22 protein-coding genes are annotated in these 23039 nt (G+C 64.5%); 9 read left to right on the plus strand and 13 right to left on the minus strand.

Annotated features, from left to right (window positions below):
• Together VF497_RS12070 and VF497_RS12075 are read left to right on the plus strand one after the other, a co-directional pair.
• Nucleotides 1-859: PDR/VanB family oxidoreductase (locus VF497_RS12070; RefSeq protein ID WP_330889017.1), on the plus strand; the 859-nt coding region annotated here is incomplete at its 5' end.
• 44 nt (nucleotides 860-903) lie between these two features.
• The gene (locus VF497_RS12075) at nucleotides 904-1665 is read left to right on the plus strand and encodes a hypothetical protein (RefSeq protein WP_330889019.1); all 762 of its coding nucleotides are present in this window, start codon (nucleotides 904-906) and stop codon (nucleotides 1663-1665) included.
• Nucleotides 1666-1671: 6 nt separating this feature from the next.
• Here VF497_RS12075 and VF497_RS12080 read toward each other — a convergent pair whose 3' ends face one another.
• Together VF497_RS12080 and VF497_RS12085 are read right to left on the minus strand one after the other, a co-directional pair.
• A complete protein-coding gene (locus tag VF497_RS12080) occupies nucleotides 1672-3120 on the minus strand; it encodes a PstS family phosphate ABC transporter substrate-binding protein (protein ID WP_330889021.1) in 1449 nt (482 codons plus the stop codon).
• Nucleotides 3117-4019: a hypothetical protein gene (locus VF497_RS12085; RefSeq protein ID WP_330889023.1), complete on the minus strand. Its 903-nt coding sequence runs from the start codon at nucleotides 4017-4019 to the stop codon at nucleotides 3117-3119. Before VF497_RS12085 ends, VF497_RS12080 begins: the two co-directional genes overlap by 4 nt.
• 219 nt (nucleotides 4020-4238) lie before the next feature.
• On the opposite strand from VF497_RS12085, the gene VF497_RS12090 reads away from it, so the two are divergent.
• Together VF497_RS12090 and VF497_RS12095 are read left to right on the plus strand one after the other, a co-directional pair.
• Nucleotides 4239-4772 (plus strand): hypothetical protein, encoded by a 534-nt coding sequence (locus VF497_RS12090; protein ID WP_330889025.1) that lies wholly within the window; start codon nucleotides 4239-4241, stop codon nucleotides 4770-4772.
• A gap of 127 nt (nucleotides 4773-4899) precedes the next feature.
• Nucleotides 4900-5934, plus strand: coding sequence for a hypothetical protein (locus tag VF497_RS12095; protein WP_330889026.1), 1035 nt, complete (start codon nucleotides 4900-4902; stop codon nucleotides 5932-5934).
• Between the two features lie 70 nt (nucleotides 5935-6004).
• Here VF497_RS12095 and VF497_RS12100 read toward each other — a convergent pair whose 3' ends face one another.
• From VF497_RS12100 to VF497_RS12125, 6 genes are all read right to left on the minus strand, one after another.
• The gene (locus VF497_RS12100; RefSeq protein WP_330889027.1) at nucleotides 6005-7420 is read right to left on the minus strand and encodes a hypothetical protein; all 1416 of its coding nucleotides are present in this window, start codon (nucleotides 7418-7420) and stop codon (nucleotides 6005-6007) included.
• A gap of 21 nt (nucleotides 7421-7441) precedes the next feature.
• Nucleotides 7442-8128, minus strand: a complete 687-nt coding sequence (gene can, locus VF497_RS12105; RefSeq protein ID WP_330889029.1) for a carbonate dehydratase — start codon at nucleotides 8126-8128, stop codon at nucleotides 7442-7444.
• 114 nt (nucleotides 8129-8242) lie between these two features.
• A complete protein-coding gene (locus tag VF497_RS12110; protein ID WP_330889031.1) occupies nucleotides 8243-9565 on the minus strand; it encodes a hypothetical protein in 1323 nt (440 codons plus the stop codon).
• A complete protein-coding gene (locus VF497_RS12115; RefSeq protein WP_330889033.1) occupies nucleotides 9565-10356 on the minus strand; it encodes an SDR family oxidoreductase in 792 nt (263 codons plus the stop codon). The genes VF497_RS12110 and VF497_RS12115 overlap by 1 nt, the downstream gene beginning before the upstream one ends.
• Nucleotides 10357-10402: 46 nt before the next feature.
• Nucleotides 10403-10717 (minus strand): hypothetical protein, encoded by a 315-nt coding sequence (locus VF497_RS12120; RefSeq protein ID WP_330889035.1) that lies wholly within the window; start codon nucleotides 10715-10717, stop codon nucleotides 10403-10405.
• 82 nt (nucleotides 10718-10799) lie between these two features.
• Nucleotides 10800-12245, minus strand: a complete 1446-nt coding sequence (locus tag VF497_RS12125; protein ID WP_330889037.1) for a DHA2 family efflux MFS transporter permease subunit — start codon at nucleotides 12243-12245, stop codon at nucleotides 10800-10802.
• A gap of 238 nt (nucleotides 12246-12483) precedes the next feature.
• On the opposite strand from VF497_RS12125, the gene VF497_RS12130 reads away from it, so the two are divergent.
• On the plus strand, nucleotides 12484-13065 hold the full coding sequence (locus tag VF497_RS12130; RefSeq protein WP_330889039.1) for a YceI family protein: 582 nt from the start codon (nucleotides 12484-12486) through the stop codon (nucleotides 13063-13065).
• Between the two features lie 48 nt (nucleotides 13066-13113).
• Here VF497_RS12130 and VF497_RS12135 read toward each other — a convergent pair whose 3' ends face one another.
• The 3 genes from VF497_RS12135 to VF497_RS12145 form a co-directional block, all read right to left on the minus strand.
• A complete protein-coding gene (locus tag VF497_RS12135; protein ID WP_330889041.1) occupies nucleotides 13114-15147 on the minus strand; it encodes an amidohydrolase family protein in 2034 nt (677 codons plus the stop codon).
• A 99-nt stretch (nucleotides 15148-15246) separates the two neighbouring features.
• On the minus strand, nucleotides 15247-16410 hold the full coding sequence (locus VF497_RS12140) for a glycosyltransferase (protein WP_330889043.1): 1164 nt from the start codon (nucleotides 16408-16410) through the stop codon (nucleotides 15247-15249).
• Nucleotides 16411-16454: 44 nt separating this feature from the next.
• Nucleotides 16455-17357 (minus strand): LysR family transcriptional regulator, encoded by a 903-nt coding sequence (locus VF497_RS12145; protein ID WP_330889045.1) that lies wholly within the window; start codon nucleotides 17355-17357, stop codon nucleotides 16455-16457.
• A gap of 128 nt (nucleotides 17358-17485) precedes the next feature.
• Here VF497_RS12145 and VF497_RS12150 point away from each other — a divergent pair, with 128 nt between their 5' ends.
• From VF497_RS12150 to VF497_RS12160, 3 genes are read left to right on the plus strand one after another with little or no spacing between them, the layout of a single operon-like run.
• Nucleotides 17486-18544 carry an NAD(P)-dependent alcohol dehydrogenase gene (locus VF497_RS12150; protein ID WP_330889047.1) on the plus strand — a complete coding sequence of 353 codons (1059 nt, stop codon included), beginning with the start codon at nucleotides 17486-17488 and terminating at the stop codon, nucleotides 18542-18544.
• A gap of 25 nt (nucleotides 18545-18569) precedes the next feature.
• Nucleotides 18570-19319 (plus strand): SDR family NAD(P)-dependent oxidoreductase, encoded by a 750-nt coding sequence (locus VF497_RS12155; protein ID WP_330889049.1) that lies wholly within the window; start codon nucleotides 18570-18572, stop codon nucleotides 19317-19319.
• A 41-nt stretch (nucleotides 19320-19360) separates the two neighbouring features.
• Entirely contained in the window at nucleotides 19361-20353 is a 993-nt protein-coding gene (locus VF497_RS12160) for an aldo/keto reductase (RefSeq protein WP_330889051.1), read from the plus strand.
• A 63-nt stretch (nucleotides 20354-20416) separates the two neighbouring features.
• Here VF497_RS12160 and VF497_RS12165 read toward each other — a convergent pair whose 3' ends face one another.
• Complete coding sequence (locus VF497_RS12165) at nucleotides 20417-21058, minus strand: hydrolase (protein WP_330889052.1); 642 nt, start codon at nucleotides 21056-21058, stop codon at nucleotides 20417-20419.
• A gap of 59 nt (nucleotides 21059-21117) precedes the next feature.
• On the minus strand, nucleotides 21118-21984 hold the full coding sequence (locus tag VF497_RS12170) for a pirin family protein (RefSeq protein ID WP_330889055.1): 867 nt from the start codon (nucleotides 21982-21984) through the stop codon (nucleotides 21118-21120).
• Nucleotides 21985-22109: 125 nt separating this feature from the next.
• On the opposite strand from VF497_RS12170, the gene VF497_RS12175 reads away from it, so the two are divergent.
• Entirely contained in the window at nucleotides 22110-23015 is a 906-nt protein-coding gene (locus VF497_RS12175; RefSeq protein ID WP_330889056.1) for a LysR family transcriptional regulator, read from the plus strand.
• The last annotated feature ends 24 nt before the right edge of the window (nucleotides 23016-23039 follow it).

Genomic DNA, 23039 nt, shown 5'->3' on the forward strand with positions numbered 1-23039 from the left:
CGCGTTCTCCGCCGGCGCGCACATCGACGTGCAGGTGCGCGACGGCCTCGTGCGCCAGTATTCGCTGTGCAACGATCCGCGCGAAACGCATCGCTACCTGATCGGCGTGCTGCGCACGAACGACTCGCGTGGCGGCTCGCGCGCGATGCACGAAGAAGTCGGTGAAGGCGACCTGATCCGCGTCGGCGAGCCACGCAACCACTTCCCGCTCGCGCACGGCGCGGAGCGCTCGCTGCTGCTCGCCGCCGGCATCGGCATCACCCCGATCCTGTGCATGGCCGAACGCCTGGCCAATACCGGCGCCGATTTCTGCCTGCATTATTGGGCGCGTTCGCGCGAGCACGCGGCCTTCGTCGGGCGCATTGAACAATCGACGTTCGCCGATCGCGCGCGGTTTCATTTCAGCGAGGGCGAACGCCGAGCGAATCTCGATGACGTGCTCGCGCAACCGGATGCGAAAACGCATTTGTACCTCTGCGGACCGACGCGCTTCATGGACGCGGCGCTGCTCGCGGCGAGACGCGCCGGATGGAGCGAGGAAAACCTTCATCGCGAATACTTTTCCGCCGACCTGCTGCGTTCGGCGAACGACACCGAATTCGTCGTCAAACTTGCCAGCTCGGGCAAGAGCTATACGGTTGGCAAGAACACGAGCGTGCTCGAAGTGCTCGCCGCGAATGGCATCGTGCTGCCGCGTTCGTGCGAGCAGGGCGTTTGCGGAACCTGTATCACCGGCGTGCTCGCCGGCGAGCCCGACCACCGCGATCGCATCCTCACTGCTGAGGAGCGCGCGCGCAACGACCGCTTCACGCCGTGCTGTTCGCGTGCGCGCAGCGCCACTCTCGTCCTGGACCTGTGAGACACATGAAGAAGTCGCCGTATCATTCCAAAAACAGATCGCGCTTGCGCGCCGGTCTGTGCGCCGCGCTCACGCTCGCCGCTGCGAGTGCGCATGCCGAGCTCGAGGACGAAATCCAGGTCTATACCGACGACATCAACAAGCCCGGCCAGTTCGGTCTCGAGCTGCACGTCAACACGACGCCCGACGGGCGTTCGCAACCCGACTATGCGGACGAAGTCACACCGAACCACGGCACGCGCCTGACCGCGGAGTTCTCCTACGGTCTCAGCGACACGTTCGAGGCAGGCCTCTATCTGCCGACGAACTTCGAGTCGAACGGCCACGCCGACCTGGCCGGCTACAAGCTCCGCCTGAAGTGGATTCCACTGCAGGCGCCGGAAAGCGGCGGCGGATTCGCCGGCGTGAACGTCGAATGGGGCAACCTGCAGAAGCGCTATTCGCAGTCGCGCCAGGCGGCCGAGGTGCGCACGATCTTCGGCTGGCGCAACGAGGACTGGCTCGTCTCGGTCAACCCGACGTTCGGCTTCGATCTTTCACCCGGTTTCGATCGAGGCAATCCGAACTTCGATGTCGGTCTCAAGGTCGCGCGCAAGGTCGCCGAGGGCGTGATGCTCGGCGGCGAGTATTACGCCGATTTCGGCGGCGTGAAGCACTTCAGTTCGTGGAACGAACAGAACCACACACTGTACGTCACCGCCGATGTCGACAAGGGGCCGCTGCCATTCAACATCGGCATCGGTCGCGGCATCAGCCCGGCCGCGGACAACTGGACGGTCAAGGCGATTTTCGAAGTACCAATTTAAATTGGCTCATTCAAGTTTGGCGAGTTCTTCCTTCACTTCATTCGCATTGAGTGGGAAGTAGCCGGAATACAGGATAGGTTCCTGACCCTGCCGGCTCAGCACATAGCGCAGGAATTCCTTGATCAGCGCAGGCAGCGGCTGCCCCGGCGCGCGGCGCATGCGAATGTACATGTAGCGCGTCAGCGGATAACGTCCGCTCGATGCGGTCTCGGCATTGATTTCGATCGCCGGGCCGTTCGCGTCGCGCGCCACGGGCACGGCGCGCGGACCGGGGCCGCCTTCCTCGAGACCGCCGAAGCCCAGCGCATCGGCATCCGCCGCGATCGCCTTCGCCGTGTCGGCGATCGAACCTTGATGCACGCCGTCGGCCCATTCGCCGCCGTGCAACACCATGAACTGCATCGACATCGCATTCGGTGCGACCAGCGGTGGGGTGTCGAGCACGATGGTCTTGTTCGCCCATTCGCCGCTCAGGCCGAGTTGGCCCCAGCGCGTGATCGTCGGATTCTTGCCGAATACCGCCTTGAGCTGCGCCAGCGTGATCTGCTTGAGCGGATTCTTCTCATTGACGAAGATCGCTTGGGCCGTGGTGCGCTGATTGGTGTTGAAGCCGCCGCGCGCGACGCGAATCTCGAACAGCTTTTCGCCGTCGTGCAGATGGGCGAATGCGGCGTCTTCGTCGGGCCAGAGTTCGCGACCCATCGGCGCGAGATCGGTCATGCCGACCATCAGCGCGCCGAAGCCGTTGAGCGTGCCGAGGTGCTCCCACGGATCGCCCTTGCGCACACCGGGCTGCAAGGCGCGGAAATCGCGCATCCAGCGCTCCATCAGTGACTTCATGCCGTCGCTGCCGACGCTGCGGACATCGCCCTGGACTTTCGTGTTTGCCGTGTAGACAGGCAACGCCGGATCGAGTTTGGCGACGTAGCCGGCGATCTTCGGCAGTTCCTGCGCGATATCGTTCTGCGGAAGTGGCTGGAATCCGGCCGTCTGCGCGACGATCTTCTGGCCTTCCGCGCTCAGCGCAAAGCGCACGAATTCGGACACCGCCGGCACGGGCGGCGTGTCCGGCCGCTTGTTGAACGCGAGGAATACCGGCTTGGCTTCGCGCAGCGCGACGCGCACGGTCACCGGCGTCTTCATCATGTCGCCGGCAAACTGGTGCACATAGGGTGCGATTTCTTCCTTCTGGAACGAGCGCGTGATCGGTGTGATATCGGCCTGATCGAACATCAATGCGCCGATTGCGGCATCGTTGCTTTGGTGCTGCCACTTCACACCGCGCGTGATTTCAGGACGCCGCGCGTGCAACGCCTGCATCCACGCGTCCATGAGCGGGGCCATTTCGCTCGCGCCGATGCTCGACACGGTGACGTTTTCGGCCGCGCGGGTCGTTGCAGAGAAACAGAAAGCCGCCGTGGCCGCAGTCAGCAGCATGAACTTCGATGCAGTCATGGATCGATTTCCTCAGGAGCGGGAATCGCGGTGAGTCGCGCCTGCACTTCATCGCGCAGTGCCACGGCCTTTGCTTCGAGCGCCTGCTTGTCTTCGCTACCGCTGTAGGCGTAGCCGACATTCATTGTGCCGATCGCAGCGCCCTTGGCGTCTTTCACCGGCAGATCGACGCCGAAGCGCTTGTTGCCAGAATACAGGCCCGGGATCGGTGCCGGCGCATCGAGCACTTTCATGTCGTCGCCGTCCGCGGGCTTGCCGTGGCGGCCGAAGGTCGAGCCGACCACGACGAGCTCGTTCTTCGGCGGCACCTTCAGCCGCAGCGCAAGCACGGTCACCTCGGGATGGCGGCGCACCGTTTCGTCGATCAAGATTTGCGCGCGCGAACGCGTCGTCGCCGTCGCCACATAGGGATACGGATCGAGCAGGTTGGCCGTGTTGAGGATACGATGCGAAAGGCCGTCGCGGATCTGCGCAGACTTCTTCTCGAGCGCGGCGCGGCCGCCAGCGCCCGGGTTCGGCCAGGTCAGCGCGAGCGTGCCCACGGTCAGCCCGGCGAGGTCGTGTAGCGGCAGTTCGATTTCGATGCGCTTGTTCGCGGTTTCGACGATGCGCGTCTTGCCGCTCGCGGCGACGTCGGCATCCTCACTGCTGGCCGGTGTGCCGATCAGGCCGATGTTCGTGGCAAGTACGAGGCTGGCATTCGTCTTCGGCGGCGTGGCGTAGATCGCGATCGTGCGCAGGTCGGGATGCTGCGCGACGGTACGATCGACCAGTTCCTGCGCGTAGATCTTCATCGGGATCGTGACCTGCGCCTCGGCTCGCGACGACAGGATCGCGGCCGTCGCGATGGCCGTGATCATCGGCAGCCACGCCGCGGGCCGCATCTTTTGTTTCATCATGTGTCTGCTCCGCCGTTGGTATGGGACGCGCGCGACAAGCTAATGGCGCAACCTGTCGCGAACGTGAAAACTCCATGAAAGCGCCGTCAGGTCGCGGGATGGGCCAGGCTGAAAAACTTTTCAGGATCGCGACAGGGTGCGTACAGAGTTACGGCCTAGATTGCGCCAACGCTTCCAAATCCGGATGCGACGAATCCACAACAAGTGAGGGAGGTTTTCATGAAGCTGTTCAAGTTGACCGTGGCTGTTGCGCTCGCGGGCGCGACGATGTTCGGCGCGGTTTCCTCGGCCTCGGCCGCGGAAAAGAACTGGACGCCGCCGGCGCACAAGATCTACGGCCAGAAACTGTCCGACGAGACGATGGCCGCGCATCCGGAACTTCTGAGCGTCACCCTGCACGGCCTGGTGCCCGGCTCGACCGACAAGTACACGATGTTTGCCGGCTCCTATCCCGAGCGCATCGGCAACCCGGACGATCCGGACGACATCGATGTCTCCAAGAAGGGCATCACCATCGTCGATCCGCGCTGGAACCGGACCAAGGACAATCCGAAGAAGTTCGTCATCCTGATGCCGATGCGCGACGCCAAAGGCGAGAATATCGGACTCGTCGTCTACGCGTGGAAGAATCCGCCGGCGAATGCGAACAACAGCGCCGACGAGGAGAGCTATCTGAAGAAGGCGAACGTGTTGCGCGACGCGCTGGCGAAGAAGATCCCGAGCTACGACGCTCTGTACGCTGACGCCAAGTAAAGGACAACGGCGACGGTCCCCCGCCCGGGAGCCGTTCGCGGCGATGCATGGCGCCGCGGACGGCCATCGGCGGCGGGGCCATGCTCGCCGCCAGGCACAACGAACACGACCAGGAAGAACCAAGGACATGAAAATCCAGATCCGCGCGCTCGTTGCCGCGCTCGCATTCACCCTGCCGGCGATCGCATTCGCCGACGCCGCCGCACCGCTGAAGCCGCTCGGCCGCACCGACCTGCCGGGCTACGAGGGCGACTTCGACCATTTCGGCGCCGACGTGAAGGGCAACCGCCTGTTCCTCGCCGGCGAGGAGGGCGGTTCGCTCGAGGTTTTCGACCTGCACAACGGCGCGCACCTGAAAACCGTGAAGGACATGGGCGAGCCGCACGCGATCTACTACGACGCGAAGAAGGACCGCATCTTTGTCAGCAATGCAGACGAAAGCCTGAGCAAGATACTCGACGGCAAGACCTACAACGTCGTCGGCACGGTCAAGCTGATTCCGGGAGCTGATGTCATGAGCTACGATCCATCCGCAAATCGCCTCTGGTTCGTCGTCGGCGGCAAGAACGCGCCGAAGAAATTGCCGAAAGTCACCGTTGCCCAGGTCGATGCCGACAGCGGCAAGACCGTCAGCGAGACCCAGTTCGACACCGATTTCACCGAGGGCATCGTCGCCGAACAGCACGGCTCGCGCGTGTTCGTCAATGTCGCCGGACGCAGCGAGATCGCGGTGCTCGACAAGAAGACGGGCAAGGTGCTTGCGACCTGGCCGGTGAAGGAAGGCCAGAACAACTCGGCGATCGATCTCGACGAGAAGAACAAGCGCCTGTTCATCATCACGCGCAAGCCGTTCAAGTTCGTCGTGGTCAATACCGACAACGGTCAGTCGGTCGCCAGTTTCGACGCGCCCGGCCGCACCAACGGCCTGGTCTTCGACGAGGTCAACCGCCGCATCTACGCCACCGGCGACGATTACATCGGCGTGTTCGCCCAGGAAGACGCGGACCACTACAAGGAGGTCGCACGCGTGCCGTCGGAGAAGGGCGCTAAGACGTCTTTCCTCGTGCCCCAGGCCGGCCAGCTGTATCTGGCGGTTGGTGGTGCGAAGGACACGAAAGCCGGTCTGCTGCGCTACGCGGTGTCGTCGGGTGCAGCGAAGTAGGGCTGTGTCCAGCGCTTGAAAACGTGTCGCGTTCGGCGAACTGCCGGCCGCGACACGCGTCGTTTTCAGTTCAAGGTTTCGTCGCGGCCGGCGCGATGGTGACCGATTGCGACGACACGGTGCGCCCATGGCCATCGACCGCACTCAGTCGATAGTTGCCGGGATACAGATACAGCCGGCTTTGCGCCGAGCCGTGGTTGGAAAGCACGCGCTGCGACATCGGCGCGTTCGGATCGATCACGTTGAGCACTGCGCGATCCGCCGCAACCGCATCTTCGCCTTCGCTGGCGTAGCGCGCTTCGATCATGCACGGGAACTGGTTGCGGCAGAGGTCGCTGCTGACCGGGTAGGGCAAGCGCGTGCCGCCGAGGCCGACCCAGGTCGGGCGGCCATCGCTCTCCGTTGCTCGCGGGAAAAATACGCTGACGTCGTAGAGTTCGGGTTTCAGCGTCCACGGCTTGTTGCCGGCGTCGACGTAGACGAACGGCTGCGCCGGATGCGCGGCCTGCATCACCGCGGTGTACCAGGGATGGTCCTGGTCGCTGCGTGCGTGCTGGATCAGCATGGTCTGGTCGACGGCGAGCGGGTCGATGTTCGAGATCTTCTTGAAGAACTTCGCCATGCTCGATCCGCCGAGATAGACCCCGGCCTTCTGGATGTGGCCGAAGCCGGCGTTGACGACGAGGCGCGCATTCGGATCGCGCTTGAACACCTGGTCGTACAGTGCCTGCGCGCCGGCGCGCTCGCGTGCGTCGCCGACGCCCGCGTCTTCGGCGTCGTAGGCGACAATGGTGTAGCCGAGCTTCTGCGCCGCCCACACCATTTCGCCGTAGATCGGCTCTTCGGTGTAGAAGCCGACCTTCGCTGTCGGATAACCGCGCTTGCGCAGGGCCTCGGCTTCCTTGACGTAGAGCGTTTCTGCGGCGAAATGGGTGAAGCCTTCGGCGCGCAAGCGCGCGAGCAGTTGCACGGTCAGCGTGCGCGTGAGCGGCGCGCTGTGCGCCTCGTTGAAGAACACCGCCTTGCGATCCTTGGCAAGTTCGAGGATCACCTCGTCGGCGGGTCGCGCTTGCCAGGCGCCCGTGAGCGGCGAGGGCGCATCGTCGTGCTGCACCGGCTGCGCGATCGAGAACGAGCGCGCTGCGCCGTCGTAGTCGCCGATCCAGGTCTGGAACCAGGACAGGTACTGGCCGAAGATCAGGCGGAACGCACGCTCGTTGTTGTCGTCGTAGGCGGCCTGCATGACCATGTACTGCGCGAGCAGGCCGGGCTGCCTCTGCGCGCGGCGCATGATCTCCTCGGATTTGTCCGCGGCGGCGAGTTGCAGGCGCCGCCACTCGGCCGGCGTCATCTCATGTTCCGTCGGCGATTCCTGGCCGCGGCGCAGCAGTCCGCGGCGGCCGGCTTCGGTGATCGGATCGTTCTGTGCGAGCGCAAGCAGCGGCGCGGCAAGCAGCAGGCACAGCAGCGGAATTCGCAGCTTCATCGACGATGGCCTCTCAGGTTCTCAGGCGGTACGCAGCAGGTTTTCGTGCAGCCGCGCCAGCGCGCGATGGTACTGTTCGGGAAGTTGCGAATGTTGCGCGATTTCGAGGCCGAGGTCGTTGACCAGGCCGTTCTCGAGGCTGTAGCACCAGCCATGCACGGTCAGGTTCTGGCCGCGCTCCCAGGCATCCATCACCACGGTCGTCTGCGCGACGTTGACGACCTGCTCGATCACGTTGAGCTCGCACAGGCGCGCATGCCGCGGCGTGAGCAGATCGATTCCGTCCAGGGCTGCGGCGTGCTTCTGCGCAACGTCGCCGACATGGCGCAGCCAGTTGTCGACCAGGCCAAGGCGCGCGCCCTCGAGCGCAGCGCGGACGCCGCCGCAACCGTAGTGCCCGACGACGAGGATATGTTCGACCTTGAGCACGTCGACCGCGAACTGCACGGTCGAAAGACAGTTCAAGTCGGTGTGCACGACCACGTTGGCAACGTTGCGATGCACGAACACCTCGCCCGGCGCCATGTCGATGATCTGGTTCGCCGGCACGCGCGAATCCGAGCAGCCAATCCACAGATACTTCGGCGCCTGCTGGTCGGCGAGCCGGCGAAAGTAATCCGGGTCGTGCGTGCGCAGATCGAGCGACCAGGCACGATTGCGTTCAAGCAGATGAGCGAGGCTGGATTTCGTCGGCTGCGATGTCGTCATGCGTGCAAGCTTAGCAGGAGTGGCGGACGTGAACGTCGATCCAAAGTCATGGTGTTCGGCATTCGCAATGAGCGACGCAGGGAATCAGCATTGGGGCGAACTTTCGACCCAGCCTCAATCGACACGCAGCGTACGTCGCTCGAATGTGTTGCCGGAAACATCGGTGACCGACAGGCGGTAGTTGCCGGGGCGCAGGAACAGCAGCGCCTGCGTGCCGCTGCGTTCGACAAGAACGCGATCGGCGGCTACGGCCTTGTCGTTCTCGTTGCGATAGCGCGCTTCGATCACGCAGGGCAGGTGCGCGGTGCTCAAGTCGATGTCGATCGCGACGGGCGTGCGCGTGCCGCCGAGCGCGAGCCAGTCGGGTCGGCCGACGATGAGCTTTGCCGGCGGTGGCAGCACGACGCTGATGTCGTAGTAGCTGGGTTCGAGGCTCCAGGTCGTGCCATCGCGGTTGGCAACGAGAATGCTCGGCGCGGCAATCGCGAAGCGATGCAGCAGTTCGCGGTAGTCCGGATATTCGCGCGTGGCATCGACCGGGCGCAGCAGGGTCTGGTCGACGGTGAGCGGATCGAAACCGGTCTTGCGTTTGAGGCGCAATGCCATCGGTTCGGCGTCGAGATAGCCGGCGCGCTCGTGCGCGTGAGCGTAGCCGGCATGCACGAGCAGCTTCGCCTCGGGTGCGATGCGGAACACGCGCTCAACGATGTGTTGCGCCTGGTCTTCCTCGCGCGTTTCCGCATCGGCCTCGGGGCGCGACGACTCGTAGGGCACGACGACGTAGCCCAACGCAAGCGCTTGGCGCACGATTTCGCCGTACAGCGGCTCACGCAGATAGGTGCCGCTGCTTTGGATCGGATAGCCGCGCGCGCCGAGTTCGCGGTCGCGCTCGTCGAGACCCTCGACGGCGAGATGGGTGTAGCCGAGCGCGCGCAGCTTCGGCAGCAGCTGCAGTGTGAGCAGGCGCGTCTCCGCGACATGATGCGCCTCGTTGACGACAACAATGCGGCGTCCGCGTGCCAGTTCGGCGATGCCGACAGCGGCGTCGACCGCGCGATAGCGTTCGCGATCGGGGAGTGCCGCGGGCGTGCCACGCAGGCCGGGCGTGCCGAAGGGGAAGCGGCGCACCGCGGTCTCGTAGTCGCAAAGTTCGGAGTCGTTCGCCGCAAGCACTTGCGCGATCAGGTTGCGTAAGCCGCCTTCGCTTTCCTCGTAGCGTTTGCGATAGAACTCGTGCACGGCGAGCGGCGAGTTGAGCGTGTTGGCCTCGCGCTGCAGCGCATTGAGCTGGGCGAATGTGCCGGGGCCGATGTAGTCGGAGGCGGCTGCCCGCTCGCCCGCATCTGCCGGAGCCGCGTTGCGTTGCGGACCGCCGCTGCAGGCGGCAAGCAGCGCGGCGACAAGGACGAATGCCAGCGTCGGTCCGCCGTGGCGCATCAGAGTGACAAGGTGCGTCCGCCGTCCACTGGAATATTGACGCCGTTGACATAGCCGGCGGCGGGCGAGGCGAGGAAAGCGATCACGTTGGCGACTTCCGATGCGTCGGCGAAGCGGCCCAGCGGCACGCTCGCGAGCATGGCCTTGGCGATTTCCTCTTCGCTCTTGCCCGTGGTTCTCGTGCGCTCGCCAAGAATCTGTTCGAGCCGCTGCGTCTTCGTGTAGCCGGGCAGCACGTTGTTGACCGTGATGCCGTATGGGCCAAGCTCGGCCGCGAGCGTCTTCGCCCAGCTCGCCACCGCACCTCGGATCGTGTTGGAGACGCCGAGGTTGCGGATCGGTTCCTTCACCGAGGTGGAGATCACGTTGACGATGCGTCCCCAGCCCGAAGCCTTCATGCCCGGCAGCACGGCTTGCAGCAAGATCTGGTTCGCGATCAGGTGCTGCTGGAACGCAGCGAGATATTCCTCGACGCTCGCGCCCTGTGCCTGGCCGCCCGGCGGGCCGCCGGAGTTGTTGACGAGGATCTGCACCGGCTTCGGTGCGGCGATCGTCGCCTCGACCTTGGCGCGCAGCGTGGCATGGTCGTTCATGTCGACGGCGATGCTCGCGTGGCGCTGGTTGGCGTGCACGACAGGCAGTGCCGCAAGCGCGGCTTCGAGCGCTTCGCGCGAGCGCGCGAGCAGGGTCACGTCGGCGCCGAGTTTCGCAAGTTCGATCGCCGCGGCGCGGCCGATGCCTTGCGAGCCGCCGCAGACGAGCGCGTGTTTGCCGGAAAGTTCGAGATCCATGGTAGTCCGTTCCGCTTCGCGTGCTTGTTCCGTATTCGTGCGGCCGTCAGTGTCGCATCGACAGCTTCTCGGTCATCAGCGGCAGCAGTTCCTCGTCGCTTTCGCCGTCGGGCGGTTCGATTGAATCGAGCTCGAAGCCCATCGTCGTCGCGTCGTCGTCGTCGAGGCCGTCGAAGGCGCGGAACTCGGCGTCGAGCAGGGCCATGTGTGCGGCGTCCTCGTCGTCGTAGCGCAGCGTCTCGCCTTCGGCGTTGAACACTTCGGCGACGCCGGATTCGAGCACGCGCAGGCGCGCCCAGACCAGCGCGTCGCCGAGCGAGGCGATCCACCATTGTTCTTCGTAGTTGTCTTCGTCGCTCATCGTGATGGCCGGTTGCGGCATGGGCGCGACCAGTTTACACGCGATTTTGCTTCGCTTCTCCCACCGTGAGAAGCGAAGCAATTCAATGCGCCGCCACTTGTTCACCCGCCGGCGTGCTCGCGCGGATCAACACCGCGGCGAGTGCCGCGGCCAGCAAGGCGAAGATCGCGCCGACGAAGAACGCCGCGTGGTAGCCGCTGTTGATCGCGACGAGTTTGTCCGCGTTCGCAGCAAGGGCACTGCCGGTCTGCGCGGCGGCGAGGCTGGCGAGCACGGCGAGGCCGAGCGCGCCGCCCATCATGAAACTTGTGTTGACCAGGCCCGCGGCGATGCCCGATTCGCTCGGGCTCACATCGCTCATGGCCGCGAGCAGCACCGGGTTGAACGCCATGCCGGCACCGAGACCGAGCAGCAGCATGCCGGGCAGGATGTCGAGCACGAATCCGCCGCCGACCGGCGCGCGCGCGAACAGCACGAGGCCGAGTGCCGCGAGGACGAGCCCGGCAACGATCGGCCAGCGGATGCCGAAGCGCAAGACAACCTTTGCGGAAAGTCCCAGAGAGAACGCCGCCATGATCAGGTTCGCAGGCAGGAAGGCGAGGCCGACCGCGAGCGGGTCGTAGCCGAGCACCTGCTGCATGTACAGCGCGGAGAGGAAGAACCAGGCGAACATCGCCGCGGCCCAGAGCACGCCGATCGCGTTCGCGGTCGAGACGTTGCGCAGGCGGAACATGCCGAGCGGCATCAGCGGATGGGCGACGCGCGCTTCGATCGCGAGGAAGATCGCGAGCAGCACGGCGGCGGCACCGAGCAGGCCCAGCGTCTGCATCGACGCCCAGCCCGCGCTGTTGCCATTGATGACCGCGTAAACGGCGAGCAGCATGCCCGCGGTGACGGTGATCGCGCCGGACACGTCGAGGCGCGGATCGGCCTTCTCGTTGTGCGTATCGGGCAGCAGCCTGAGCGAGAACGCGATCACCGCCGCGCCGACCGGCAGGTTGACGAGGAAGATCCAGTGCCAGTTCAGCGCATGCGTGAGCACGCCGCCCAGCATCGTGCCGACGCTGCCGCCGGCGGAGGCGACGAAGCTGTACACGCCCATCGCCTTGGTCCGTTCGACGGGCTCGGGGAACAGGTCCATGATCAGCGACAGCGCGACCGCGGCGATCACCGCGCCGGCGATGCCCTGCGCCGCGCGCGCGACGATCAGCATCTCCTGCGACTGCGCCAGCCCGCAGGCCAGCGAGGTCAGGGCGAAGCCGGCGATGCCGATCAGGAACCATTTGCGATGTCCGTACAGATCGCCGAGGCGACCGCCGAGCAGCAGAAAGCCGCCGAAGGTCAGCATGTAGGCGTTGATCACCCAGGCGAGCGAGGTGTCGTCGAAATGCAGGTCGTTCTTGATCGAGGGCAGGGCGACGGTGACGATGGTCGTGTCGAGCACGTCCATCAGCACGCCGAGGCAGAGCACGGTCAGCGCGAGCCACTTGCGCTTGTCGGCTTGGAGAGCGGAATTCGGTTCGGTCATCGCTGGTACTCTTCGGGATTGTTATCTGTGCGACGAATGGGTCGGGTGGAAATCGACATTCACAGTTGCGTGCGATTGTCGCCGTATCGAGGGCTGGACAATATAGGAATAATTGCGCGTGCGAAAATTTAACCGACGCGGAATGGCCTCATGCCATAGTGATCACTGCATCTGTCGATTTCGCTGCAACCGGATCGTCGTACACGCGCAATCCGGCAATCCACCCTCGAGGAATCCCATGTACAAACGCGCCATCCTTCCGCTCATGCTGTCCGGCATCGCCTGCGTTGCAAACGCAGCTTCGGTGACCTACGAAATCGATCCCGCACACACCTATCCGAGCTTCGAAGCCGACCATATGGGTGGGTTGTCCGTGTGGCGCGGGAAGTTCGACAAGACCTCGGGCACGATCGTGCTCGACAAGGCGGCGAAAAGCGGCACGGTCGAGGTCACGGTCGACACGGCCAGTGTCGACTACGGCCTCGACAAGATGAATGAAAAGGCGAAAAGCGAGGAGCTGTTCGACGTCGCCAAGTACCCGACCGCGATCTACAAGGGCAAGCTCGCCGGTTTCCGCAACGGCGCGCCGACCGAAGTCGTCGGCGAATTCACCCTGCACGGCGTCAGCAAGCCGCTGACCTTGAAGATCGACTCGTTCAAGTGCATTCCCGATGCGATGCACAAAGCGCTCGAACGTTGCGGCGCCGACGCGCTTGCCACGTTCAACCGTGCCGACTTCGGCATGGAAGCGGGCAAGAAATACGGTTTCAAGATGGAGGTGAACCTGCGCATCCAGGTCGAGGCCGTGCAGGCGGAATGATCCTGCCGGTGCAGCGTGCGTGGCAGCACGCTGCACCGGGCTAGTGGATTACTGGATCGTCAGCGCCTTCGCGAATGGCTTGATCCCGAGTGCCTCGTAGACCTCGCTCGGATAGTAGGCCTTGTCGCCCTTGACCACGAGCGCGACCTGGCGGATGTCGGAGATGTTCTTGGTCGGATCGCCGTCGACGAGGATCAGGTCGGCGCGCCAGCCGGGCTTGATCACGCCGCGGTCTTCTTCCACGCGCGAGTACTTTGCGCCGTTGAGCGTCGCCACCTGCAGCGCCTGCGCGGGTGTCATGCCGGCCTGCACATAGAGCTCGAGTTCGCGTTGCAGGGTGAAACCGGCAAGCGCATCGGTGCCGGCGACGATCGGCACGCCGGCCTTGTACATGCGACCGACGAATTCGATCATCTTCGCGTACGACTTCTCGTGCAATTGCGCGGTCTTCTCGTCCGGAATCTTCATCTGCCCCTGCAGGAAACCGCGCTTGACGTCGGGCGGCATATGGTCGGCGACCGCGGCATAGGCCTGGGTCATGTCGCCGTCCTTCTGACGGATAAAGTCGAACGTGGTCAGGGTCGGGTCGATCGCGGTGTGATGCTTGACGAGAAAGGCGATGAAGTCCTGCACCGGCTTCGAGTCGAAATCGAGCCCGGCGACCTTGTCCGCCGGCAACTGGAAGCGGTCGAGCGTGCGCGTGTCGGTCTTGTCGGTGACGAGGAAGTTGAGCAGCACCTGGTTGATGTGCTGGATCTCGTCGTAGCCCTGCTCGACGACGTCCTGCGCGCGCAGCCACACCGGCACGTGGCCGCTGACGCGCAGGCCCTTGCTGTGCGCATACGCCGTCGTCTCGGCCAGGATCGCCTTCGGGAAAGAGTTGTAAACCTTGATCTGCGGATAGCCGTGCTCGGCGTACCAGTCGATCGCCTTCTTCGCTTCGTCGAGGTTCTTGATCACGAAACCGTTGCGCGCCGACATCGGGCTTTCGCCTTCGATGAAGCCGGCCGGCACGATATGCGGCGCGAGCAGGGTGCCGTCACGTTCGCGCGCGATCAGGTCCTGCAAGGTGGCGTTGTCGTTGCCCATGTCGCGCACGCTGGTCACGCCCGCGGCGAGATGCAGGCCGCCTTCGAATGCGCTCGTGTGCGCGTGCATGTCGAACAGGCCGGGCAGGAGCACGCGGCCGTTTGCATCGATCGTGCGATCGGCCTTGCGCTTCTCGTTGCCGGCGTCGGCAATGTCGATGACGCGGCCGTTCTCGATCAGTACGTCGCTGGCCGCCCCGAGTGTCGCGCGCTCGCTGTCGAACACGCGCGCGTTGCGGATCAGCGTCGATCCGGCCAGCGGGTGGGCGAGGCGCTGCTGCATCTTGACCAGCAGGTCCTTCTCGGCGGCTTTCTGCTGCTTTTCGAGTTCGGCACCGTTGCCTTCCCAACCGTCTTCGACGAGCTGGATGAAGCCCGGGAAGATAAAGGCGAACATGTGCGGCGTGGCGTCGGTGGTCGCCCAGACGAAGTTCGGGGTGAAGCCGATGCCGGTCAGTGCGAGCAACTGCACTTTCTTCTTCTCGGAGCCGCGGGTCACTTCGGAATCGACGAGCTTCTGCATTGTCAGCGTGCCGCTCGGGATCAGCGGCAGCTTGCCGTCGCTGCGCTTAGCCAGCGCGGCGATCGCCACGGAGAGCGAATCCGGAGTGCCGCCGAGCGGTGAGTACAGCGCGCCGCCGAACACTTCCTGCTCGCCCTTGTCCGAGGTCGATTTCCACTGCGCCTTGTCGCCCTGGCGCGCGAAGGTTTCGTTGATGATCGCGCCGAAGGTCGAGGTGCCGGCGACGTGGTAGCTCGCATAATTGCCGTCCTTGTCGAGCTTGTATTCCTCCTTGAGCTCCGGCCCGCGGCCGTTGTCCTTGAACACGAATTCGACCTTGGTGGTGCCGTCGCCGTCGCGTACGACGGTCTGGTGCCCGGCCTTGGTCTTGCCGCCGTTGACCAGGGCGGTGTACTTCGTGGTTTCGGCGGCGAGCGCGTTGAAGGCGAGCAGCGACAGCGCGATCGGTGCGATTGCGAGCAGGCGTTTCATCGAGTTTTCCCGGATGGAAGCGAGCGCGGATTATGCGGTGTAGTGAAACATGCCGTACGTGGCGAAGGTCATGTTTTCTCGGTGCCGGGGCAGGTAAGGCTATCCACGGTCGGCGGCGAGGCGTTCGTACAGCGCCACGGTCTTGCCCATCAGTGCGGGCGCGCTCCACGTGCGCGCATCCTCGCGACCGGCGGCAGTGAGCTGTGCGCGCAGATCGGGCGAACGCAGCAGTGTGGCAACATGGTTGGAGAAGTCAGCGACGTTTTCCTTGCCGATGCGTGCACTGCGGGCGCCGGCGAGTACGGCTGCCGTGCCCATCACCGCGGTCGAGACGATGGGCACGCCGAGCGCCATTGCCTCGATCAGCACGAGCCCCTGTGTTTCCGTCGGCGAGGCGAAGACGAAGGCGTCGCCGGCTCGATAGCAGTCGAGCAGGGCACCGCGCCGGTCGAGATTACCCGGAAAGCGCAGGTGTTTTTCGATGCCAAGTGTGTGCGCTTTCGCACGAAGAGGTTCCGCGTCGGGACCCTCGCCGGCGACGATGAAGACGAGATCGGGAAATTCGGCCAGCAAGGTCTTCGTGACTTCGAGCAGAAAGCCGATGTTCTTCTCCGCCGCGAGGCGGCTGACGGTGACCAGGACCGGTTGCTCCGCGCCGATGCCATGCGCGCGCCGGAAGCCTGAGCCGTCGCCGCCGTGGAATTCGTCGAGGTCGATGCCGGTCGGGATGATCGTTGCCGGGGTCGCGATGCCGTACTGCTTGAGCACGTCGTCCATCTGCTGCGTCGGCACGATCAGATGATCGACCTCGGCGCAGAGTTTGCGCGAGATGCGGCGCGCGACATAGCGCAGCGGCGCTGCCGGCAGCCACGGGAAATAGTGCTTGGCATAGGGCTCGAAATAGGTGTGATAGGTCTCGACGAGTGGGCGCCCCGTGAACTTGCGCAGCATCACGCCGAGCTGATGTGCGCGGAACGGTGTGTGCACATGGATCACGTCCCAGCGTCGGCGTGCGAGTTGCACGGCGTTTGCGTGCAATGCCCCGCGCCGGATCAGGCGGTCTTCCGGATCGAAGAAAATCTTGCTTGCGGGCAGGCGCAGAATTTCGATGCCGTCGTCCATGTCTTCGGCATGATCGTAGTGCGGCGCGACGATGGTCACGCCGTGGCCGAGCCGGCGAAGTTCGCGCGCGAACGTGCGGATCGAAGTCGACACGCCGTTGACGCGCGGGAAATAGACGTCGGACAGCATCAGGATGTTCATGACGCCGACGTTACAATCGATATTTGACCGAACGAAGACGCTTGCTAGCGTTGGCCTGCCTTGGCCAGTCGCGCGCGCAGGAATTCTGCGAACACGCGCAGCTTCGGCGGCACCTGGTAGCGGCTCGGATAATAGAGAAAGAATCCGTCATACGGCGGCAACCACTTGTCGAGCACGCTGACGAGGCGGCCGCACTCGAGCTGTTCGCGCACCGTGTATTGCATCACGTGCGAAAGGCCGACACCGTCGAGCAGCGCCTGCATCATGAGCCCGGCGTCGTTGCAGATCAGGTTGCCGCAGACGTCGGTCTCGAACCAGCGCCCGCGCTGCGGGCCGCTCGGATGGGCGAATTCCCAGCGGTAGATCGGGCCGTTCGAGTCGAAGCGGAACTGGATGCAGTTGTGTCCGTCCAGCTCATTCGGGTGTTTGGGTGTACCGTGCTTTTTCAGGTAAGCGGGCGAGCCGACGACGAGCGATCGCTGCGGCCCGCCCAGTGGCAGCGCGACCATGCCCGGCTGCAGTTTCTCGGACAGGCGGATACCGGCGTCGAGCCCCTCGGCGACGAGGTCGGCAAGCGAGGAATCGGTGCGTACGTCGACGCGGATGTCCGGATAGGTGCGCAGGAAATCGGCCAGATTCGGCGCGATCAGCGCGGGCACCGCGACCGGAGGCACGGTGATGCGCAGCAATCCGGCCGGGCGACCGCTGCGGTGCTGCATTTCCTCGATCGCACCGTCGATCGCGCCGAGCGCGGGCGCGATGCGGGCGAGGAATTCGCCGCCGGCCTCGGTCAGGCCGACGCGGCGCGTGGTCCGCTGCAGCAGGCGCACGCCGAGACGGGTTTCGAGTGCGCGCAGGGTCTGGCTCAGCGCCGAGGCGCTGACGTCGAGTTCGCGCGCGGCCTGGGTGAAGCTGCCGTGCGTGGCGATCGCGCGGAATGCGCGCAATGCGACAGTGTGGTCGTTGCGCATTGATTAGACTGGCTAAAAAGGGCATCCATAGAATCGGCCTTTTTCCACGCAATGGCAAACGCGCATACTTCACCACATCCCGTTCCCCGTCCGCAGGAAATCCCATGCCCCAAGCCAAAGGTTACGCCGCGCACGACGCGCACTCCGCGCTCGTGCCGTTCACGTTCGAACGCCGCGCGCCCGGTCCGCACGATGTGCAGATCGAGATCCTCTACAGCGGCATCTGCCACTCCGACCTGCACCAGGCACGCAACGACTGGAACAACTCGCTGTATCCGATGGTGCCGGGGCACGAGATCGTCGGCCGCGTGACCGCGGTCGGCGCGGACGTCAAAAAGTTCAAGGCCGGCGACCTCGCGGGCGTCGGTTGCATGGTCGATTCCTGCCGCAGCTGTTCCTCGTGTGCGGACGGACTGGAGCAGTACTGCGAGAACGTGCCGACCTGGACCTACAACTCCAAGCTGCGCAACAGTGACGAACTCGCGTTTGGCGGCTACTCCGACCTGATCGTCGTCGACGAGCATTTCGTCGCGAAGGTGTCGCCGAAGCTCGATCTGAAATCGGTCGCGCCGCTGCTCTGCGCCGGCATCACGACTTGGTCGCCGCTGCGTCATTGGAACGTCGCGAAAGGTCAGAAAGTTGGCGTGATCGGATTGGGCGGCCTCGGTCACATGGGCATAAAGTTCGCCAAGGCTCTTGGCGCGCACGTGGTCATGATCACGACGTCGCCGGACAAGGCTAGGGATGCGATGCGTCTCGGCGCCGACGAAGTGCTGCTGTCGACCGACAAGGCGCAGATGAAGCAGCACGCGAGAAGTTTCGATTTCCTCCTCGACACGATTCCGAATGGCCACGATCTCAATCCGTACGCCGCGCTGCTCAAACGCGACGGCCACCTGGTTCTCGTCGGTGCACTGATGGAATTGACGCCGCCATTGTTCGGCGGCAGCCTCGTGGGCGGGCGCAAGAGCATCGCCGGCTCGGCGATCGGCGGCATGGCCGAGACCCAGGAGATGCTCGACTTCTGCGCCGAACACGGCATCGTCGCCGATGTCGAAATGATCGATATCCAGAATATAAACGAGGCTTACGAACGGCTGCTCAAGAACGACGTGAAGTATCGCTTCGTGATCGACATGGCCTCGCTCAAGAAGGCGGCGTAAGCGAACACATCGCGGGGAACAGAAAATGGGAAAGCGTCTGCAAGACCGTATCGCCCTGGTCACCGGCGCCTCGTCGGGCATCGGTGCTGCGACCGCGCTCGCACTGGCCGAGGCCGGGGCGAAAGTGGCGATCGCCGCGCGTCGTCGCGACCGGCTCGATGAACTGGCCAAGTCGCTGGCCGCGCGCGGTGCCGAACCGCTGGTGCTCGAAGCCGATCTGCTCGATGAGCATGCCGCGCAGCGGATCGTCGCCGACACCGAAAAGCATTTCGGTCGACTCGACATCCTCGTCAACAACGCCGGTGTCATGTATCTCGAGCCCGTCGCCGAAGCCGATCTCGGTCGTTGGCGGCGCATGCTCGAACTGAACGTGCTCAGCCTGATCGCCTCGACCCAGGCTGCGCTGGCCGGCATGCGCGCGCGCAAGGATGGGCATATCGTCAACATCTCGTCGACGGCGGGCCGCGTCGCCAACCCGAATGCGGCGGCCTATTCAGCAACCAAGTTCGGCGTCGTCGCGTTTTCCGAAGCGCTGCGACGCGAGGTCTACGCCGACGGCGTGCGCGTCAGCGTGATCGAACCGGGCGCGGTTGCCACCGAACTGCGCGAGCACATCGGCCATGCGCAGGTGCAGAAGGCGCTCAACGCCTGGGCCGAAGGCATGCGCCAGTTGCAGGCCGAGGACGTCGCCGATGCGATTCTGTTCTGCGTGACGCGTCCACCGCATGTGTCGATCAACGAAGTGCTGATGCGGCCGACCGACCAGGAACGCTGAGACACGGCGATCCGCATCTGCATCACCATCTGGAGAAGAACATGAAATTCCGTCAACTGGGTCCGAACGGCCCTCAGGTTTCCGCGCTCGGCCTCGGCTGCATGGGCATGAGCGATTTTTATGGCGCGCGTGATGACGCGCAATCGATCGCGACAATTCATCGCGCGCTCGATCTCGGCCTCAATTTTCTCGATACGGCTGATGTCTACGGCCCGCACACGAACGAAGTGCTGGTCGGCAAGGCGATTGTCGGGCGCCGCAACGAGGTGTTCCTCGCGACCAAGTTCGGCATCATGCGCGATCCGGCCGATCCGAGCGTACGCGGTTTCAACGGCCGCCCCGAATACGTACGCAAGAGCTGCGATGCGAGCCTGACGCGCCTCGGCGTCGACCACATCGACCTCTACTACCTGCATCGCGTCGACAAGAACGTGCCGATCGAGGACACCGTCGGCGCGATGTCCGACCTCGTCAAGGCGGGCAAGGTGCGCTATCTCGGATTGTCGGAAGCTTCGCCGCAGACGGTCGAGCGTGCGTACAAGATCCATCCGATCACTGCATTGCAATCGGAGTATTCGCTGTGGACGCGCGATCCGGAAGAGCAGGGCACCCTCGAAGTGACGCAGCAGCTCGGCATCGGCTTCGTGCCGTACAGCCCGCTCGGCCGAGGCTTCCTCACCGGCGCGATCAAGAGCCCGGACGATTTCGATGCGGACGACTACCGGCGCACCAGCCCGCGTTTCCAGGGCGAGAACTTCGCCAGGAATCTGGCGCTTGTGGCGAAGGTGGAAAGCCTGGCGAAGGACAAGCACTGCACCGCCGCGCAGCTCGCGCTGGCCTGGGTGCTGACGCGCGGCGAACAAGTGGTGCCGATTCCGGGTACGCGCCGCATCTCGGCGCTCGAGGAAAATATCGCCGCGCTCGATGTCAGCCTGAGCACGGCGGAACTCGCCGAGATCGAAGCGATCTTCCCACCGCATGCCGCGACCGGCGCGCGCTATACGCCGGCGATGATGAGCGCGCTCAACGGCTGAGTGCCGATCTGGTGCAGGGCAGGCAGGCGGTGCTTTGATCGCATCGCCTGCCGCCGCGCCTGACTACTCGGAACGATCGTACGAGAACTGGATGCCGGCCGTGCCGCCGGTTTCGATGAACAAGTTGATGAACTGCGGCACCGTGTCCTTGCGCGACCAGTCGCGCTGCAGCTCGCAGAACAACTGCGCCACGCTGATCATCTTGCCGCCGGCCTGTTCGATGCGGCGCAGCGCCATTTCGTGGGCCGCGACCGAAGTGCCGCCGACCGCATCGGCGACGACGTAGACCTCATAGCCTTCGCGCAGCGCATCGAGCGCCGGGAAGGTGAGGCAGGCTTCGGTCCACAGCGCGGTCATGATGAGCTTCTTGCGCTCGGTCGCCTCGACCGCCTTGCGGAACTCGATGTCCTCCCACGAATTGATCGAAGTACGGTCGTAGGTCGGGAATTTGTCCAATACCTTGCGCAGTTGCGGAATTGGCGGCTTGTTCAGCCCGGTCTTGACGTTGACAGTGGAATGCACGATCGGCAGTCCGTAGACGACGGCCGCCTTGGCCGTGCCGACGATGTTGTTGACGAGAAGTTGCCGGTCCATCGAGGCGATGGAATTGACCTGCACCGGTTGGTAGTCGATGACGACGAACGCGGAATTTTGCGGCGTCAGCAGTTCGTCTTTCTGCGGATCACGAATGGGCTCGCTGGCCATGGAACACCTCCTTCTTTGGGTTGGGGAATGTCGCGGGGCGGGAAGCCCCGCGACTGCGGTCACGCCGGCATGCGGCCAAACTTACCGCTGTTGAAATCGCGCATCGCCTGGCCTATTTCGTCCTGCGTGTTCATCACGAACGGGCCGTAGCCGACGATCGGTTCGTCGATCGGCTCGCCGCTGAGCAGCAGGATCGTCGCATCGCTGTTCGCTTCGATGTGCACGTTGCCGCCGTCGCGTGCCAGCGTCACCAGTTGCGCATCGCGCGCCACCGTTTCGCCGTTGATCTGAACGGTGCCGCGCAGCACTGCCAGCGCCAGCGTGCGGCCTTCGCCGATGTCGAACGTCGCGCTGCGGCCTTGGCTCAGGCGCACGTCCCAGACATCGATCGGCGTGAACGTGCGCGCCGGGCCGCGACGGCCCTGATACTCGCCCGCGATCACGCGCAGCTTGCCGGCGTCGTCGGGCAGGGCGACCGCAGGAATCTCGGCATCGAGCAGGGTCTGGTAACCCGGCGCGGCCATCTTGTCCTTGGCCGGCAGGTTCACCCACAGCTGCACCATCTCGAAATTGCCGCCGCTCTTGGCGAAGTCACGCGAGTGATATTCCTCGTGCAGGATGCCGCCGGCCGCCGTCATCCACTGCACGTCGCCCGGGCCGATCTTGCCTCCGGCGCCGGTGGAGTCGCGATGTTCGACCTCGCCTTCATAGACGATGGTGACTGTCTCGAAACCGCGATGCGGATGCTGGCCGACGCCACGCTTGGCCGTGGTCGCGTCGAACGAATACGGGCCCGCGTAGTCGAGCAGCAGGAACGGGCTCAGGTGCCGCCCCTGGTCGCTGTAGGAAAACATCGAGCGCACCGGAAACCCGTCGCCGACCCAATGGCCGCGCGGGGCGCTGTAGACACCGGTCACTTTTCTCATGGTCTTCTCCGAACCCGCTCCCGGCGGGAGCTTTTGGCTTGCACAAAAGATAAATCCGGGACAATGACTCCGGTAGATGGCAATATTCGCCATCAGAGTCCTATTTTATGAACGCTGGGCCGCCCATGCAGGATCTCAATGACTTGTATTACTTCGTCCGTGTGGTCGACAGCGGCGGTTTCGCCCCGGCCGGGCGCGCGCTCGGCATGCCGAAGTCGAAGCTGAGCCGGCGCATCGGCCTGCTCGAAGAGCGCCTCGGCGTGCGCCTGATCCAACGTTCCACGCGCCATTTTTCGGTCACCGAAATCGGCCAGACCTATTACGCGCACTGCAAGGCGATGCTGGTCGAGGCCGAGGCGGCGGATGAGGCGATCGAGACGGTGCGCGCGGAACCGCGCGGCGTGGTCCGCATGTCGTGCCCGACCATGCTGCTCGACATGCGCGTCGGAGCGATGGTCGCCGACTACATGGCGCAGAATCCGCGCGTGGAAATCCATCTCGACGCGACCGATCGCCGCGTCGATGTCATCGGCGAGCGCCTCGACCTTGCGATCCGCGTGCGTCCGCCGCCGCTGGAGGATAGCGACCTGGTCCTGCGCGTCCTCGCCGAGCGCAGCCAATGCTTGCTCGCGAGTCCCGCGCTGATCGAGAAGTACGGCATGCCGTCCGGGCCGCCCGACCTTGCGCGCTTTCCGTCGCTGGATTTGGGTCTCCCGCAAAGCCAGCATGTGTGGAGGCTGCTTGGCCCCGACGGCGCGCGCGCGGAAATCGTCCATCATCCGCGCCTGGTGACGCGCGGCATGTCGACCTTGCGTGCGGCCGTGCTCGCCGGCGTCGGCATCGCGCAACTGCCGCTGATGTTCGTGCGCGATCTCGAGGAGCAGGGCAAACTGGTCAGGGTCGTGTCGCAATGGGCGCCGCGCCGCGAAATCGTCCATGCCGTGTTTCCGTCGCGCCGCGGGCTGCTGCCGTCTGTGCGTTCGCTGCTCGATTTTCTTGCGGCGCGTTTTGATGAACTCGATGAAGAATGACAAGGGAACCAAGGAGATTCGCTG

Source organism: Rudaea sp. (assembly GCF_036383415.1).
Taxonomy (GTDB): Bacteria; Pseudomonadota; Gammaproteobacteria; order Xanthomonadales; family Rhodanobacteraceae; genus Rudaea.

What these genes read in the sequence shown, in the direction of transcription:
- VF497_RS12080 (WP_330889021.1), bottom strand. Translation starts at nt 3,120, where the DNA reads ATGACTGCATCGAAGTTCATGCTGCTGACTGCGGCCACGGCGGCTTTC.
- VF497_RS12085 (WP_330889023.1), bottom strand. Translation starts at nt 4,019, where the DNA reads ATGATGAAACAAAAGATGCGGCCCGCGGCGTGGCTGCCGATGATCACG.
- VF497_RS12090 (WP_330889025.1), top strand. Translation starts at nt 4,239, where the DNA reads ATGAAGCTGTTCAAGTTGACCGTGGCTGTTGCGCTCGCGGGCGCGACG.
- VF497_RS12095 (WP_330889026.1), top strand. Translation starts at nt 4,900, where the DNA reads ATGAAAATCCAGATCCGCGCGCTCGTTGCCGCGCTCGCATTCACCCTG.
- VF497_RS12100 (WP_330889027.1), bottom strand. Translation starts at nt 7,420, where the DNA reads ATGAAGCTGCGAATTCCGCTGCTGTGCCTGCTGCTTGCCGCGCCGCTG.
- can (WP_330889029.1), bottom strand. Translation starts at nt 8,128, where the DNA reads ATGACGACATCGCAGCCGACGAAATCCAGCCTCGCTCATCTGCTTGAA.
- VF497_RS12110 (WP_330889031.1), bottom strand. Translation starts at nt 9,565, where the DNA reads ATGCGCCACGGCGGACCGACGCTGGCATTCGTCCTTGTCGCCGCGCTG.
- VF497_RS12115 (WP_330889033.1), bottom strand. Translation starts at nt 10,356, where the DNA reads ATGGATCTCGAACTTTCCGGCAAACACGCGCTCGTCTGCGGCGGCTCG.
- VF497_RS12120 (WP_330889035.1), bottom strand. Translation starts at nt 10,717, where the DNA reads ATGAGCGACGAAGACAACTACGAAGAACAATGGTGGATCGCCTCGCTC.
- VF497_RS12125 (WP_330889037.1), bottom strand. Translation starts at nt 12,245, where the DNA reads ATGACCGAACCGAATTCCGCTCTCCAAGCCGACAAGCGCAAGTGGCTC.
- VF497_RS12130 (WP_330889039.1), top strand. Translation starts at nt 12,484, where the DNA reads ATGTACAAACGCGCCATCCTTCCGCTCATGCTGTCCGGCATCGCCTGC.
- VF497_RS12135 (WP_330889041.1), bottom strand. Translation starts at nt 15,147, where the DNA reads ATGAAACGCCTGCTCGCAATCGCACCGATCGCGCTGTCGCTGCTCGCC.
- VF497_RS12140 (WP_330889043.1), bottom strand. Translation starts at nt 16,410, where the DNA reads ATGAACATCCTGATGCTGTCCGACGTCTATTTCCCGCGCGTCAACGGC.
- VF497_RS12150 (WP_330889047.1), top strand. Translation starts at nt 17,486, where the DNA reads ATGCCCCAAGCCAAAGGTTACGCCGCGCACGACGCGCACTCCGCGCTC.
- VF497_RS12155 (WP_330889049.1), top strand. Translation starts at nt 18,570, where the DNA reads ATGGGAAAGCGTCTGCAAGACCGTATCGCCCTGGTCACCGGCGCCTCG.
- VF497_RS12160 (WP_330889051.1), top strand. Translation starts at nt 19,361, where the DNA reads ATGAAATTCCGTCAACTGGGTCCGAACGGCCCTCAGGTTTCCGCGCTC.
- VF497_RS12165 (WP_330889052.1), bottom strand. Translation starts at nt 21,058, where the DNA reads ATGGCCAGCGAGCCCATTCGTGATCCGCAGAAAGACGAACTGCTGACG.
- VF497_RS12170 (WP_330889055.1), bottom strand. Translation starts at nt 21,984, where the DNA reads ATGAGAAAAGTGACCGGTGTCTACAGCGCCCCGCGCGGCCATTGGGTC.
- VF497_RS12175 (WP_330889056.1), top strand. Translation starts at nt 22,110, where the DNA reads ATGCAGGATCTCAATGACTTGTATTACTTCGTCCGTGTGGTCGACAGC.